Here is a 14,067-nt window from a genome sequence, read left to right on the forward strand (position 1 = left end):
TCTTCTGCTCGGCACCGCTCCGGTGTCGAAATGACCGGTTGCGGGCCGTCATTGTGGTGAGCGCTCTTGCTCGGCAAGCTTTTCCTTCACGGAGAAACACCATGCAGTACATGTTGATGTTCTACCAACCCGCGGCCGAATTCGAACAACGCAACGACGCCTCGTCGCAGGCCTACCGCGCCAGCTGGGTCGCGTACGCCGACGCGGTGCGCCAGTCGGGCGTCGCGCTCGGCGGCCACGGACTGCTGCCGCCCATGACCGGCACCACGCTGCGCGTGCGCGGCGACAAGCGCCAGGTGCAGGACGGCCCCTTCGCCGACACCAAGGAGCAGCTCGGCGGCTACTTCGTGGTCGACGTGCCCGACCTCGACGCCGCGCTCGAATGGGCCGCGCGCGCGCCCTGCGCCGCCAGCGGCGGGGTCGAAGTGCGGCCCGTCTTCACCGCCACCGCAGCGGCGGGCACGAGCCAGACGTGACCACGCCGGCGGCATATGACGCCGCCGAACGCGCGGCACACACTTCAGCCGAACGCGCGGCACGCGCGTCGTACGGGCGGCTGCTCGCCATCCTGTCCGCGCGCACGCACGACATCGCGGCCTCCGAAGACGCCCTGGCCGACGCCTTCGCCCGCGCGCTCGAGCGCTGGCCCGCCGACGGCGTGCCGGTGCAGCCCGACGCCTGGCTGCTGAGCGTCGCGCGGCACCGCAAGCTCGACGCCTGGCGCCACAGCCGCGTGCAGGACGGCGCCACGCAGACGCTGCTGCTGCTCGCGGGCGAGATGGACGAGGCCGACCCCGATGCCGCCACCGTGCCCGACGAACGGCTGCGCCTGCTCTTCGTCTGCGCGCACCCGGCCATCGACGCCGCCGCGCGCGCGCCGCTCATGCTGCAGACCGTGCTCGGGCTCGATGCCGCGCGCATGGCCGGCGCATTCCTCACCTCGCCCTCCGCGCTGGGCCAGCGGCTGGTGCGCGCCAAGGCCCGCATCCGCGCAGCCGGCATCTCTTTCGAGTATCCGCAGGCGCGCGACCTGCCGCACCGGCTGCGCGACGTGCTCGACGGCATCTACGCCGCCTACGGCACCGGCTGGGACGACGTCGACGGCGCCGACGCCCTGCCCCGCGGCCTGACGACCGAGGCCATCGACCTCGGCCGCATCCTGTGCCGCCTGATGCCCGCCGAACCCGAGCCGCTGGGCCTGCTCGCGCTGATGCTGTTCTGCGAGGCGCGCACCGCCGCGCGCCGCACCGAGACCGGCGCCTACGTGCCGCTCGACCAGCAGGAGATCACGCGCTGGGACCACGCACTGCTGGCCGAGGCCGAGCACCATCTGCGCATCGCGTCGGCCATGCAGTCGCTCGGGCCGTACCAGCTCGAGGCCGCGATCCAGTCGGCCCACTGCGAACGCCGCGCCGGCGCACCGGTGCCGCCCGAAGTGCTGGTGTCGCTGTACGAAGGCCTGCTCGCGCTGCGGCCCAGCATCGGCGCGCAGGTCAGCCTGGCGTGTGCGTTGGCGAATGCGCGCGGACCCGAGACCGGGCTGCGCGCGCTCGATGCGATTCCGTCGGATGAAGTGGCGAGCTACCAGCCGTTCTGGGCGGCACGCGCGCACTTGCTCGCGGCCGGTGGCGCGCGCGTGGCGGCGCGGCAGGCCTACGATCGGGCGATCGGGCTGAGCAGCAATGGGGCGGTGCGGGCGTACCTGCACGCGATGTCGGAACGGGCCTGAGGCTCAGTCCTGCGGCGCCGTGGCCGCAACCCCGACCCGCCGCCCTTCAAGCCGGCTGCCACCTTGCGTCAGCGTGACCCCATTCACTTCGCCAGCATCCCCCCGCCGGAACACGAACTGCGCGCCGATGGCCGTCACCGCAAAGCGGTCAGGCCCGGTCGGCGTGAGCCCGTTGTAGCCCTTGCCCGACTCACGTGCCAGCAAACGCCCGTCGCGCACGGTGAAACCCAGCACCTGCGCCTTGCCGACGCGGAACTCGCCCGCGTAGTCGGCCAGGCGTTTCGGATCGATCGGCACTTCCGCCGTGGGCACCGGGTAGCGGCTCTTGCCGATGGCGAGCATCACGGGCTGCAGCGGGGCGCGCTGGTTGCTGGCGAGCACGATGAGCGCTTCGCCGGTGTCGGGCGCCAGCAGCCAGAGCGTGCGGTAGCCCTCGGTGACGCCCGCGTGGTAGTAGGTGCGCCGGCCGGTCTCGGGGCCGCGCACCATGACGGCATAGCCGATCTCGGCGCCTTCGTAGCGCGCGAGCGGCGTGAGCAGGCGTGCGGCGGCCGGGCCCAGCGGGCCCTGGGCGCCCGCGAGGATCGCGCGGCTGAAGGCCAGCATGTCGGCGGCGGTCGAGCGCAGTGCGCTGGCCGGCGCGTAGGCATGCATGTCGAAGCGCTGCTGGCGCTGGTCGCCCGCGAACGGCGGCGCCATGCGCGAGGCCTTGTCGCCGAGCGGGATCACGGTGTCGTTCATGCCCAGCGGTTCGGTGATGCGCGCCCGCACCAGCTCGCCCCACGAGGTGCCGTAGCGCAGCGCCAGCAGTTGCCCGAGCAGCGCCATGCCGAAGTTGCTGTAGCGCGCCTCGCACGGCGCCGCGACGGCGGTGAGTCGGATGCGCGCGAGCGCGGCCCAGAACATCGGCAGGTCGAAGCTGCGGAACTGCTCGGCCAGCGCGGCACCGCCGGTGACGCCGTCGGCCATCACGGGCAGGCAGCCGGTGTGCGTGACGAGCTGCTTGAGCGTGATCGCGGCCACGGCGGGCGGCACGCCTCCGGCATGGCCGGCCAGCAGCTTGCCGACGCTGTCGTCGAGCGCCACATCGCCGCGCTCCACGGCCTGCGCCAGCAGCAGGCCGGTGAAGACCTTGGTGACCGAACCGATCTCGAACATCGGCTGCTCCGCGCTGGCGGGCGCAATGGCGCGTGCCACCAGCGGCTCGGGGTTGTGGGCGATGCCGTAGCCGGCCTTGTCGCCGCGCAGCACGCCGACCACCAGCGTGCCGCGTTCGGCGCCGAGCGCGGTGCGGGCCAGCACGGCCGGGTCGCTGGCCAGCGAGAGCGGTGCGGCGGGTGCGGACGGCGGTACGAGCTGCGCGCTCGCCGCGCCCGCCAGCCAGGGCGCGAGAAGCCAGGGTGCCAGCCAACGGCGGCACCAGGCGGAGGGCAGAAGCCGCATCGTCGGAATCCTCGGACGTGAAGTCGGAACAGCCGCCATCCTGCCACGGCGGCCACAATGACCCCATGCGTGCATTGCTTTCGACTTTCTCCTGGCAGGAACTGCGCCACCACCCCTGGCGCAACGCGGCGGCCGTGCTGGCCGTGATGCTGGGCGTGGCGCTGGCGTTTTCGGTGCAGCTCATCAACGCCTCGGCACTCGACGAGTTCTCCAGCGCGGTGCGCTCGGTGAACGGCCAGCCCGACCTCGAAGTGCGCGCCGCGCAAGGCGGCTTCGACGAGGCCGTGTTCGGCCGGCTCGTACGCCGGCCCGAGGTGGCGCTGGCGAGCCCGGTGCTCGAGTTCCAGGGCCTCGCGCTGGGCGGCGACGGCCGCCAGCTGCCGCTGCGCGTGATCGGCGTCGATGCGCTCGCGCTGCCCACCATTGCGCCCGCGCTGATGCCGCAGTCGGCCGCCGGCGCCGAGCGCTTCGCGCTGTTCGCGCCCGGCCATGTGTTCCTCAACGCGGCAGCGCGCCAGGCGCTGCAGCTACCGCTGCAGCCCGTGGCCGGCGAAAGCCTGCAGCTGCGCAGCGGTGCCGCGTGGCAGCGCCTCGCGGTGTCGGGCCACGTGACGGCCGGCGGCGCGGCGCTGGCGGTGATGGACATCGCCGCCGCGCAGGAGCTGTTCGGCCAGCTCGGCCAATTGAGCCGCATCGACCTGCGGCTTGCGCCGGGTACCGACCGCGCGGCCTTCGTCGCCGCGCTCGAAAAGTCGCCCGACTGGCCCGCGGGCCTGAAGTTCGCCGAGCCCGGCGATGCGGCCGAACGCGTGAGCAACCTGTCGCGCGCCTACCGCGTCAACCTCACGGTGCTGGCGCTGGTGGCGCTGTTCACGGGCGCGTTCCTGGTGTTCTCGGTGCTCGCGCTCAGCGTGGCCAAGCGCGCGCAGCAGTTCGCGCTGCTCGGCGTGCTGGGCCTCACGCCGCGCGAACGGCTGCGGCTGGTGCTGGCCGAATCGCTGGTGCTCGGGATCATCGGCAGCGCGGCCGGCCTGGCACTCGGCACCGCGCTCGCGGCCTTCGCGCTGCGCGTGCTGGGCGGCGACCTGGGCGGCGGCTACTTCGAAGGCGTCGCACCCCGTCTGCATTGGAGCGGCGCCGCTGCGCTGCTGTACGGCGGGCTCGGCGTGGTCGCTGCACTCGTGGGCGGCTGGTGGCCCGCGCGCGCCGCGCAAGCACTGCCCGAGGCGCAGACGCTCAAGGGTCTGGGCGCCGCACCCGCACAAGGCCGCCACCACTGGCTCGCACTCGGGCTCATCGCCGCGGGCGCAGCGCTGGCCAACCTGCCGGCGATCGGCGGCATTCCGGTGGCAGCGTACCTGTCGGTGGCCTGCCTGCTGGTGGGCGGCATCACCGCCCTGCCCTGGCTCATCGCGCTGCTGTACGACCGCGTGGCGCCCGCGTTCGCGCGGCGCGTGCTGCCGATGCTCGCCGTCGAGCGCGCGCGCCGCATGCGCGGCACGGCGGCCGTGGCGGTGAGCGGCGTGGTCGCGAGCCTGAGCCTCGCGGTCGCGCTCACGGTGATGGTCGCGAGCTTTCGCGAATCGGTCACGCACTGGCTCGACGTGGTGCTGCCGGCCGACCTGTACGTGCGCGCCACCTCGGGCGGGCGCGGCAGCGGCAACAGCGGCGGCACCAGCAGCACCGACACCGCGACCTTCGCGCCAGCCTTCGTGCAGGCGCTGGCGCAGTTGCCCGGCGTGGCGCGCACCGGCACGCTGCGCACGCAATCGTTGCAGCTCGACCCCGCACAGCCCGCCGTGACGCTGATTGCGCGCAGCCTCGAAGGCGGCGTGGTACGCGGGCTGCCGCTGGTCGGCGAGGCGCTGCCCGTGCCGCCCGGGCAGACCGGCATCTACGTGAGCGAGCCGATGGTCGAGCTGTACGGCGCGAAGCCGGGCACCGCGTTCGCGCCGCTGTCCGATGCGATGCGCACGGCGACGCCGCAGGTGTTCTTCGTGGCCGGCGTGTGGCGCGACTACGCGCGGCAGTTCGGCGCCATCGCGATGGACGCGCGCGACTTCGAGCGCATCACCGGCGAGCACGACGTGAGCGACGTGGCACTGTGGCTCGCGCCCGGTGCGTCCGAAGCAGAAGTGCAAGCGGCCGTGCGCGCACTCGCATCGCGGACCTCACGCGAAGGCGCGGTCGAGCTTGCGTCCGTCGGCCAGATCCGCGCGACCTCGCTGCGCATCTTCGACCGCAGCTTTGCCGTCACCTACTGGCTGCAGGCCGTGGCCATCGCCATCGGCCTGTTCGGCATTGCCGCCAGCTTCAGCGCGCAGGTGCTGGCGCGGCGCAAGGAGTTCGGCCTGCTCGCGCACCTGGGCTTCACGCGGCGGCAGGTGCTGGCCGTGGTGGCCGGCGAAGGCGCGGCCTGGACCGCCATCGGCGCGGTCGCCGGCCTGCTGCTCGGGCTGGCCGTGTCGGTGGTGCTGGTGAAGGTGGTGAACCCGCAGAGCTTCCACTGGAGCATGGACCTGCTGGTGCCGTGGGTGCGGCTGCTGGCGCTGTGCGCCGCCGTGGTGGCGGCGGGCACGTTCACGGCGTGGATGGCGGGGCGCGCCGCGGCGGGGCGCGATGTGGTGCTGGCCGTGAAAGAGGACTGGTAGCGCCCTCTTCCATCGCCATTCCTTCTAGCGCCCTGGCGTCAGCTGGATTCTCTCCACCGTCTCTTTCTCGACAGCCCCGCGGCTGTAGACCAGCGGCACGTACTTGCCTTCGAGCCACAGCGGCGCCAGGTCGCGGTAGTTCGGGCTGTCGGGGTTGCCCGACTGGCCCGGCGTGTTGATGACCCGCGACGCGTCCCAGTTGCCCACGTCGAGCACCATGCGGAACGACGCGCCCGAGGTCAGCTTGTAGTCGTTCGCGCGGTAGGTGGCGGCCATCGGCGTGAACGACGAGCCGGACATCGGCCAGTCGCCCACCTCGAGCTTCTTGCGCGTGGCCGCATCGACCACGCCGCCCAGCGGATGCCGGAACTCGGCACGGTGCAGGGCGCCCCACTTCCACGCCGCCGGGTCGGGGCCGAGCTTGGTAGACAGCTCCTGCATGGCGGCGGGCAAGGTCGTCAGCAGCAAGGCATCGCGCTGCGCGTTGCTGACCCAGCCGGACGGGTTCTCCAGCAGCAGCACCATGCGCGTGTTGTCGCCCGGCGCGGCCAGCACGGCACCGGCGTCGCCTGCCCCCGCCTTGAGCACGGCCTGGCGCAGGAACTTGCTGCTCCACACCTCGTACAGCGCAGCGGCCGCGCTGTCGCGGTCCATGGCGCCGTTCCAGCCTTGCAGCAGGCGCAGCGCCGCGGCGGTCTGGGCGTCGTCGCTGCGCTGGCCGGCCAGCAGCTTCAGCAGCCGTTGCGCCGGCGTCGCGACGATGTCGTTCTGCATGCGCTCCGAGTCCTCGATGGTGAAGCGCGAACCTGCCGCCACCTTGGCCGCGAACAGCTCCTTGAGCCGGCGCGCGCGGGCCGCATCGCTCCACTCGTAGCCCACGCCCTTCTTCGCGGCGGGATGGTCGGGCGGGATGTTGTTCTCGTTGGCCGTGACCACGTAGCCGCGCGCGGGGTTGAACTCCGACGGCAGCTCGTCGCCATGGCGGAAGCCCGACCATTCATAGCGGCCGTCGCCGGGCACGGGCATGAGGCCGTCCCAGTTCGGACGGATGGGCGTGAGCCCGCCCGGAATCCAGCCGACGTTGCCGCTGCTGTCGGCATACACCTGGTTTTCGCCGGGTGCGCCCCAGCGGTTCATGGCGGCGCGGAACTGGTCCCAGTTGCGTGCGCGCATGTAGTCCATCGAACCGAAGTACGGCGCCATGCCGGGCTCCAGCCACGCGGCGCGCAAGGCAAACGCGCGGCGCTTGCCGGGCTCCGCGAGCAGCACGGGGCCATGGCGCGTGAAGGTGTTGACCACCTCGCGCGGCGCGCTCTCGCCCTTGACCGCGATGCGCTCGGTGACGCGCGTCATCGGCTCCCAACGGCCCTGGTAGCGGTACTCCTCGGGGTTGCCCGGGTTCAGCTCGTACACGTACAGGTCTTCCTGGTCCATGTAGAAGCGCGTGAGGCCGAAGGCGATGGTGCCGTTGTGGCCGATCGACAGGCCCGGCAGGAAGGGCTCGCCCGCGCCGATGGCGTCCATGCCGGGCGCGCTCAGGTGCGTCATGTAGCGCAGGCTCGGTGCGCCGTGCGAGCGGTGCGGGTCGTTGGCCAGAATCGGCCGGCCCGTGGACGTGAGCTTGGGTGCGATGACCCAGTTGTTGCTGCCGTAGGCGGCCGTGGGGTCGCCTTGCGATGCGCGTTGATCCGCTTCGTCCTGCTCGGCCTTTGCGGCCATCGACTCGGCGCTGCCGGGCAGCAGCGCGACCGGCGTGGAGGACGCGCCCGCGTTCATGCCCACGCGCGTGTTCTCCTTGGTGAAGCGCGGCGAATCGGTGGCCCGCAGGTAGGCCGCGCGCAACTCTGCCGCGGGGATGGTGCACGGGTCGAAGCCGTCGGGCACCTTGGGCGTGACCGGCGGATCGAGTTCACGGCGCAGCCAGTCGGCCTTGGCGCCCGGCGCGCCGGCGCAGAAGGCACGTGCGCGGTCCACCTCGGACGTGAAGTTGAGCGTGAGCCCGTGGTGCCGGATGCGCACCACGTCCTCGGGCGACCAAGTGGACGGCTGGTAGCCCAGCAGCGCGAACTCGGTCGGCAGCAGCGCGGGCTGTGCGCGCACCTGCGCCACGTAGGCATTGACGCCGGCCGTGAAGGCCTCGGCCACACGCTTGGCGTCGGAGCCGTAGGCGAGCCATTCGCGGTACATGTCGCCGCGGTAGAGCACGGCGCGCGCGGCGCGGTCGCTCTCGACCCAGGCGGGGCCGAAGTCCTTGGCCATTTCACCGAGGCCGCGCTTGCGCCACAGGTCCATCTGCCAGAGCCGGTCGCGCGCGGCGATGAAGCCCTGCGCCACGAAGGCGTCGTAGAGCGTGCCGGCGTACAGGTGCGGCACGCCCCAGCGGTCGACCAGCACCTCGGCGGGCTTCTCGAGGCCGGGCACGGTGAAGGATGAGGCGGGGCGTGTGGGTGTGTTGCTGCCCGGCGAAGTGGACGCACAGCCTGCGAGTGCAAGGACCGCAAGCGACACGGCGCCCAGGGAAAGCCGATGGCTCGTTCTCTTCATGTCTCTCGTCTCCTGTCTTGTTGTGGATTGGCAGCGCACAGTATCCCGATTTCCGCCGCTTTCCGTCACCCGCCGGTGACAGGGCATGACTTGTAGACTGGCACGCTATGCAGCCCACCCCTTCATCCTCCTCCTGCGGCGACTGGCTCTCCGGCGCGATCCGCCGCATCGAAGCCGACTACCAGCGCAGCGCCGACACGCACCTCATTCCGCTGCCGCTGCCCGCGCTCGCCGCGCACGGCATCGACCTGTACCTGAAGGACGAATCGACGCACCCGACCGGCAGCCTCAAGCACCGGCTCGCGCGCTCGCTGTTTCTCTATGCGCTATGCAACGGCTGGGTGCGCGAAGGCACGACCATCGTGGAAGCCTCGAGCGGCTCCACCGCAGTGAGCGAGGCCTACTTCGCGCGGCTGCTGGGCCTGCCCTTCATCGCGGTGATGCCGCGCAGCACCTCGCCCGAGAAGGTCGCGCAGATCGCCTTCTACGGCGCGAGCTGCCACTTCGTCGACCACGCGGCGCAGGTGTACGACGAGGCCCGCGCGCTGGCCGAGCGCAGCGGCGGCCACTACATGGACCAGTTCACGTACGCCGAGCGTGCGACCGACTGGCGCGGCAACAACAACATCGCCGAGAGCATGTTCCAGCAGATGGCGCGCGAGCGGCACCCGGTGCCCGCGTGGATCGTGGTGGGCGCCGGCACCGGCGGCACCAGCGCCACCATCGGGCGCTATGTGCGCTTTCGCTGCCACGACACGCAGGTGTGCGTGGCCGACCCCGAAGGCTCGGTGTTCTCGGCCTACCACCGCAGCGGCGACACGACGCTGACCGCACCCGGTTCGCGCATCGAAGGCATCGGCCGTCCGCGCGTGGAGCCCAGCTTCGTGCGCACGCTGGTCGACCGCATGCTCGAAGTGCCCAACCTCGACTCGGTGGCCGCCATGCATGCGCTGTCGGCGCTGCTGGGCCGCAAGGTCGGCCCGTCGACCGGCACCAACTTCGTCGGCATGCTGGCCGTCGCGCACGAGATGCGCGCGGCCGGCCAGCAGGGCTCGATTCTTTCGCTGCTGTGCGACGCGGGCGAACGCTACCTGCCGAGTTACCACGACGCCGACTGGGTGCGCAACGCCTTCGGCGACATCGCGCCGGCGCAGCAACGCATCGACGCGCTGGTGGCGGGTTGATGTCTACGCGCCCACCCGGTGGCCTCATCGCGCGGCGGCAGCTCCTGCTGCTGGCCGCGCTGGCCGCCTCGGGCGCGCCGCATGCCGGATGGGCCCTGCCCGCAAAAGCGTTGCAGTTTCCGCGCGACTTCGGCAGCCACCCCGAGCTGCGCACCGAGTGGTGGTACATCACCGGCCACGGGCAAACCGCCGCGGGCCGCGCGTTCGGCTTCCAGGTGACCTTCTTCCGCTCGCGCGTCGATGCCACGCAGGCCATGCGCTCGGCCTTCGCCGCCAAGCAACTCGTGTTCGCGCACGCGGCCGTCACCGACCTCGAAGGCCGCGTGCTGCGGCACGACCAGCGCATCGCGCGTGCGGGCTTCGACGTGGCCTCGGCCAGCGAAACCGACACCGACGTGCGGTTGCGCGACTGGTCGCTGGTGCGCGATGCCGGCAGCGGCACCTACACCGCGCGCATTCCGGCCGGCGAGTTCACGCTCGACCTGCGCTTTGCGCCGTCGCAGCCGGTGCTGCTGCAGGGCCGCGAAGGCCTGTCGCGCAAAGGCCCCGACCCCGAGCAGGCGAGCTACTACTACAGCGAACCGCAGCTGCAGGCGCAAGGCCGCCTCACCTTGCAGGGCCAGGCCCCCTTCGAGATCGCCGGCACCGCGTGGCTCGACCATGAATGGAGCGAGGCGCTGATGCACCCCGAGGCCGTGGGCTGGGACTGGATCGGCATGAACCTCGACGACGGCAGCGCGCTCACCGCCTTCCACCTGCGCCGCCGCGACGGCAGCGCCTTGTGGTCCGGCGGCTCGTTCCGCCCGCGCGGCGGCGCGGCGCGCATCTTCCAGCCCGGCGAGGTGCGCTTCGACGCCCTGCGCAGCTGGACCAGCCCGCGCACGCGCGCGAGCTACCCCACGCACTGGCGCATCGACACGCCCGCGGGCCGCTTCGAGGTGCAGGCGCTGCTCGACGACCAGGAACTGGACAGCCGTGGCTCGACGGGCGGCGTGTACTGGGAAGGCCTGAGCGAGCTGCGTGATGTGCAGCAAGGCCAGCGCGTGGGGCGCGGGTACCTCGAGATGACGGGGTATGCGGCGCCGCTGCGGTTGTGAGCCGAAGCACAGTGCGAAGGGCTACTTCACGCCCTGGCTCAACGCCTGCGCCGTGTTGCGCGACAGCGCGCGGACGTAGCCATCGATTGCCGTAGCGACCGGCGCAAGCTCGGTGCTGCTCAGCCGTTTGAGGTCGCGCGGTTCCTGGAAATCCTTGAGTTGCCGCACCCGTTGCCGCTGCTGGGCGAGCATCGGCTCGTAGGCCGCGAGGTTCAGCGGCGGGTCCATGACGAAGACCTTGGCTTCGATCGCGGGCACCGCGAAGTACCGCGTCGACGCCAGCATGCCGCGCGTGAAGAGGCCCGAGTTCTGCATGACGCTCTCGCCGCAGGGGCCGCCGGTGCACTCCATGCGCGCCTGCGTCCGCGTCGCCTCGACGAGAACCACCGCAGCGATCTGATCGTCCTTCAGTTTGCGTGCAGCCCACGCCTGCGCAGGATTCGCGATCCATTGATCGTGCTTGAAGATGGCCAGCGCGTTGACGGAGGTCGTGGCAAAGCTCGTCAACCGAACCACCTGGAAGCCCGCCTTCTCCAGCTCCGACGTGAAGGCCTCGTAGACCTTGGCCGTGGGGTTCCAAGGGAACGGGTACGGGGTCGAGAAGTTGTTGAAGACGGTCGTGCCCACATGCATGTGTTCCGCGGATGCGGGCATCCGGACGAGCAGGCCGACCTTGGCGCCCTTCGCGAGCTTGCCGCCATCCGGCGGCAGCGTCGGCGGGGTCATGCACCCCGTCAGCGCGAGCGCCATGAAAAGTGCGAGCAGTCGTCTGCGCATGGGGGCCTCCTCCCTCTTCTTGTCGGTGTGGGCCTGTGCGGCCGGGTGCGGATGATTGTGCCGAGCGCTGCATGCGGCGTCGCCACCGGAACCGGTGGTTTTGGACAGGGTCGGCTTGTCAGTGCCGATGAGGGGCACGACTCACGCGGAGACCGTCACGCCATTGCGCTCCAGCACCGCCAGCAGCTTCGGAATGTCCGGCGCCGGCCCCACCGGGATCTCGCGGTCGATCGCGGTGAACATCTGCGCGGCCATCGCGCCCTTCCCGGTGATCTCGAGCATCTGGCCGCCGCCCTTGCCGTAGTGAAAGCCATGCACCGTGCCGCGCGGCACATGCACCAGCGTGCCGGGCTGGCACCGGTGGGCCTGGCCGTCGCAGTGGAACTCGACCTCGCCGCCAAGCACGTAGAACGACTCGTCCCAGTCGTGGCTGTGCGGCGGCGGTCCCGTGCCTTCGTCACCGCGCTGGAAGGTGACGCCGTAGCTCTGCGTCGAGGCGTTCGACGCCAGCACCGTCACCTGCGTGCCAAGCACGTTGAGCGGCGTTTCGCGCCGATCGGGTGTGAGGACAAAGTACGGAAGGGCCATGGCCGGCTCCTCGAAGTGGGAGCCAAATTCTGCGCCCCGCGCACAGGGGGCACAAGCGGTGGCTCCGCAGGGAGGGTAACCACCTCGCTTTGACGCCCTGACGGCGCAGACGATGCGCACGGGCATCGTCTGCCGCCGTCGCGGCGCCTGCGTCGCTACTTCGTGCGACGCCGATCGATGAACGCGATGATCTCGCCCATGATGCCCTTGCGGAAGGCCAGCACGCAGATCACGAAGATCAGGCCCGTGACCATGGTGACCGACTCGCCCAGCGTGTTGAACCAGTCGATGGTGGTGACGCGCGCCAGGAAGCTGCCGAGTTCGCCGATCTTGTTTTCCAGCAGCACCACCACCGCCGAGCCCACGATGGGACCCGACAGCGTGCCCAGGCCGCCGACCAAGGTCATCAGGATGACCTGGCCCGAGGCGGTCCAGTGCACGTCGGACAGCGTGGCAAAGCCCAGCACCAGCGTCTTGAGCGAACCGGCCAGGCCCGACAGCGCGGCCGAGATCACGAAGGCCAGCAGCTTGAAGCGGCCCACGTCGTAGCCCAGCGAGAGCGCACGCGGCTCGTTTTCCTTGATGCCTTTGAGCACCTGCCCGAACGGCGAGTGGATGGTGCGCACGATCAGCAGGAAGGCCGCGACCACGACGACCAGCGCCACGTAGTACATGGTGAGGTCGTTCGACAAGTCGATGACGCCGAAGAGCTTGCCGCGCGGCACGCCCTGCAGGCCGTCTTCGCCGCCCGTGAACTTGGCCTGCAGCGCGACGAAGAACATCATCTGCGCGAGCGCCAGCGTGATCATCGCGAAGTAAATGCCCTGGCGCCGGATGGCCAGCACGCCGAACAGCCAGCCCAGCAAGGCGCCGGTGAGCGTGCCCGCAATGAGGCCCAGCTCGGGCGTGAGGCCCCAGACCTTGATGGCGTGGCCCGCCACGTATGCCGAGCCACCCAGAAAGGCCGCATGGCCGAAGGACAGCAGGCCCGTGTAGCCCAGCAGCAGGTTGAAGGCCGCGGCGAACAGTGCGAAGCACATGAGCTTCATCACGAACACCGGGTAGGCACCGAAGAACGGCGCCAGCACCAGCGCAACCAGCAGCAAGGCGTAGACGACAGTGGAGATTTTTTTCATGTTCATGCCGTTCGCCTTACTTCTCTTTGCCGAACAGGCCGGCGGGGCGAATCAACAGCACGATGACCATGATCACGAACACAACCGTCGAGGAAGCCTCGGGATAGAAAACCTTGGTGAGCCCTTCGATCACGCCCAGGCCCAGGCCCGTGAGGATGGCGCCCATGATGGAGCCCATGCCGCCGATCACGACCACCGCGAACACCACGATGATGAGGTTCTGCCCCATCAGCGGCGACACCTGCATCACCGGTGCGGCCAGCACGCCGGCGAAGGCGGCGAGCGCACAGCCGAAGGCGTAGGTCAGCGTGATCATCAGCGGCACGTTGACGCCGAAGGCCTCCACGAGCCGCGGGTTCTCGGTGCCGGCGCGCAGGTAGGCGCCCAGGCGGGTCTTCTCGATCACGTACCAGGTCGCGAAGCAGATCACCAGCGACGCCACGACGACCCAGGCGCGGTAGTTGGGCAGCACCATGAAGCCCAGGTCGGTGGCACTCGACAGCGCATCGGGCGCGTCGTAGGGCAACCCCGACACGCCGTAGACCGAGCGGAACACGCCTTCGATCAGCAGCGTGAGGCCCAGCGTGAGCAGCAGGCCGTAGAGGTGATCGAGCTTGTAGATCCAGCGCAGCAGCAACCGTTCGATGACCACGCCGAACAGGCCGATGAGGATCGGCGCGGCGATCAGCATCACCCAGTAGTTGACGCCCAGGTACTCCATGGCCATCCAGGTGAGGACGGCTCCGAGCATGAACAACGCGCCGTGCGCGAAGTTGATGACGTTGAGCAAACCGAAGATCACCGCCAGCCCGAGGCTCAGGATGGCGTAGAACGAGCCGTTGACCAGCCCCAGAAGGAGCTGGCTCAACAAGGCGGGAAGGGAAATGTTCATAAGCGTTTCAACGAACCCGGGCGCCG

General features: G+C 70.6%; 11 protein-coding genes. 5 read left to right on the top strand and 6 right to left on the bottom strand.

What is annotated here, in order from left to right:
* Positions 1-101: 101 nt before the first annotated feature.
* Entirely contained in the window at positions 102-476 is a 375-nt protein-coding gene (locus RZE79_RS20445; protein ID WP_319356416.1) for a YciI family protein, read from the top strand.
* Positions 473-1,729: a DUF6596 domain-containing protein gene (locus tag RZE79_RS20450; protein WP_319356418.1), complete on the top strand. Its 1,257-nt coding sequence runs from the start codon at positions 473-475 to the stop codon at positions 1,727-1,729. Before RZE79_RS20445 ends, RZE79_RS20450 begins: the two co-directional genes overlap by 4 nt.
* Positions 1,730-1,732: 3 nt before the next feature.
* On the opposite strand, the gene RZE79_RS20455 is transcribed toward RZE79_RS20450, so the two are convergent.
* On the bottom strand, positions 1,733-3,172 hold the full coding sequence (locus RZE79_RS20455) for a serine hydrolase domain-containing protein (protein ID WP_319356420.1): 1,440 nt from the start codon (positions 3,170-3,172) through the stop codon (positions 1,733-1,735).
* Positions 3,173-3,237: 65 nt separating this feature from the next.
* Between RZE79_RS20455 and RZE79_RS20460 the strand changes: the two genes are divergently transcribed.
* Complete coding sequence (locus RZE79_RS20460; RefSeq protein ID WP_319356422.1) at positions 3,238-5,823, top strand: FtsX-like permease family protein; 2,586 nt, start codon at positions 3,238-3,240, stop codon at positions 5,821-5,823.
* 24 nt (positions 5,824-5,847) lie between these two features.
* On the opposite strand, the gene RZE79_RS20465 is transcribed toward RZE79_RS20460, so the two are convergent.
* Positions 5,848-8,367: a penicillin acylase family protein gene (locus RZE79_RS20465; RefSeq protein WP_319356424.1), complete on the bottom strand. Its 2,520-nt coding sequence runs from the start codon at positions 8,365-8,367 to the stop codon at positions 5,848-5,850.
* A gap of 107 nt (positions 8,368-8,474) precedes the next feature.
* On the opposite strand from RZE79_RS20465, the gene RZE79_RS20470 reads away from it, so the two are divergent.
* Entirely contained in the window at positions 8,475-9,551 is a 1,077-nt protein-coding gene (locus RZE79_RS20470) for a PLP-dependent cysteine synthase family protein (protein ID WP_153283084.1), read from the top strand.
* Positions 9,551-10,648 (top strand): carotenoid 1,2-hydratase, encoded by a 1,098-nt coding sequence (locus RZE79_RS20475; protein ID WP_319356427.1) that lies wholly within the window; start codon positions 9,551-9,553, stop codon positions 10,646-10,648. The genes RZE79_RS20470 and RZE79_RS20475 overlap by 1 nt, the downstream gene beginning before the upstream one ends.
* Before the next feature lie 21 nt (positions 10,649-10,669).
* Here RZE79_RS20475 and RZE79_RS20480 read toward each other — a convergent pair whose 3' ends face one another.
* The 4 genes from RZE79_RS20480 to RZE79_RS20495 all read right to left on the bottom strand — a co-directional run bounded on the left by RZE79_RS20480 (position 10,670) and on the right by RZE79_RS20495 (position 14,041).
* Positions 10,670-11,425: a hypothetical protein gene (locus RZE79_RS20480; RefSeq protein WP_319356429.1), complete on the bottom strand. Its 756-nt coding sequence runs from the start codon at positions 11,423-11,425 to the stop codon at positions 10,670-10,672.
* Positions 11,426-11,566: 141 nt separating this feature from the next.
* Positions 11,567-12,013 carry a cupin domain-containing protein gene (locus RZE79_RS20485; protein WP_319356431.1) on the bottom strand — a complete coding sequence of 149 codons (447 nt, stop codon included), beginning with the start codon at positions 12,011-12,013 and terminating at the stop codon, positions 11,567-11,569.
* A gap of 155 nt (positions 12,014-12,168) precedes the next feature.
* Positions 12,169-13,155 (bottom strand): branched-chain amino acid ABC transporter permease, encoded by a 987-nt coding sequence (locus RZE79_RS20490; RefSeq protein ID WP_319356433.1) that lies wholly within the window; start codon positions 13,153-13,155, stop codon positions 12,169-12,171.
* Positions 13,156-13,165: 10 nt separating this feature from the next.
* The gene (locus RZE79_RS20495; RefSeq protein WP_101489724.1) at positions 13,166-14,041 is read right to left on the bottom strand and encodes a branched-chain amino acid ABC transporter permease; all 876 of its coding nucleotides are present in this window, start codon (positions 14,039-14,041) and stop codon (positions 13,166-13,168) included.
* Positions 14,042-14,067: the final 26 nt, after the last annotated feature.

The organism is Variovorax sp. EBFNA2, from assembly GCF_033802765.1.
In the GTDB taxonomy this organism is placed as follows: Bacteria; Pseudomonadota; Gammaproteobacteria; order Burkholderiales; family Burkholderiaceae_C; genus Variovorax; species Variovorax paradoxus_H.

Bases quoted from the DNA above. Each gene is read 5' to 3' on its own strand.
- RZE79_RS20470 (WP_153283084.1), top strand. From the start codon at position 8,475: ATGCAGCCCACCCCTTCATCCTCCTCCTGCGGCGACTGGCTCTCCGGC.
- RZE79_RS20495 (WP_101489724.1), bottom strand. From the start codon at position 14,041: ATGAACATTTCCCTTCCCGCCTTGTTGAGCCAGCTCCTTCTGGGGCTG.
- RZE79_RS20480 (WP_319356429.1), bottom strand. From the start codon at position 11,425: ATGCGCAGACGACTGCTCGCACTTTTCATGGCGCTCGCGCTGACGGGG.
- RZE79_RS20475 (WP_319356427.1), top strand. From the start codon at position 9,551: ATGTCTACGCGCCCACCCGGTGGCCTCATCGCGCGGCGGCAGCTCCTG.
- RZE79_RS20485 (WP_319356431.1), bottom strand. From the start codon at position 12,013: ATGGCCCTTCCGTACTTTGTCCTCACACCCGATCGGCGCGAAACGCCG.
- RZE79_RS20490 (WP_319356433.1), bottom strand. From the start codon at position 13,155: ATGAACATGAAAAAAATCTCCACTGTCGTCTACGCCTTGCTGCTGGTT.
- RZE79_RS20460 (WP_319356422.1), top strand. From the start codon at position 3,238: ATGCGTGCATTGCTTTCGACTTTCTCCTGGCAGGAACTGCGCCACCAC.
- RZE79_RS20465 (WP_319356424.1), bottom strand. From the start codon at position 8,367: ATGAAGAGAACGAGCCATCGGCTTTCCCTGGGCGCCGTGTCGCTTGCG.
- RZE79_RS20445 (WP_319356416.1), top strand. From the start codon at position 102: ATGCAGTACATGTTGATGTTCTACCAACCCGCGGCCGAATTCGAACAA.
- RZE79_RS20455 (WP_319356420.1), bottom strand. From the start codon at position 3,172: ATGCGGCTTCTGCCCTCCGCCTGGTGCCGCCGTTGGCTGGCACCCTGG.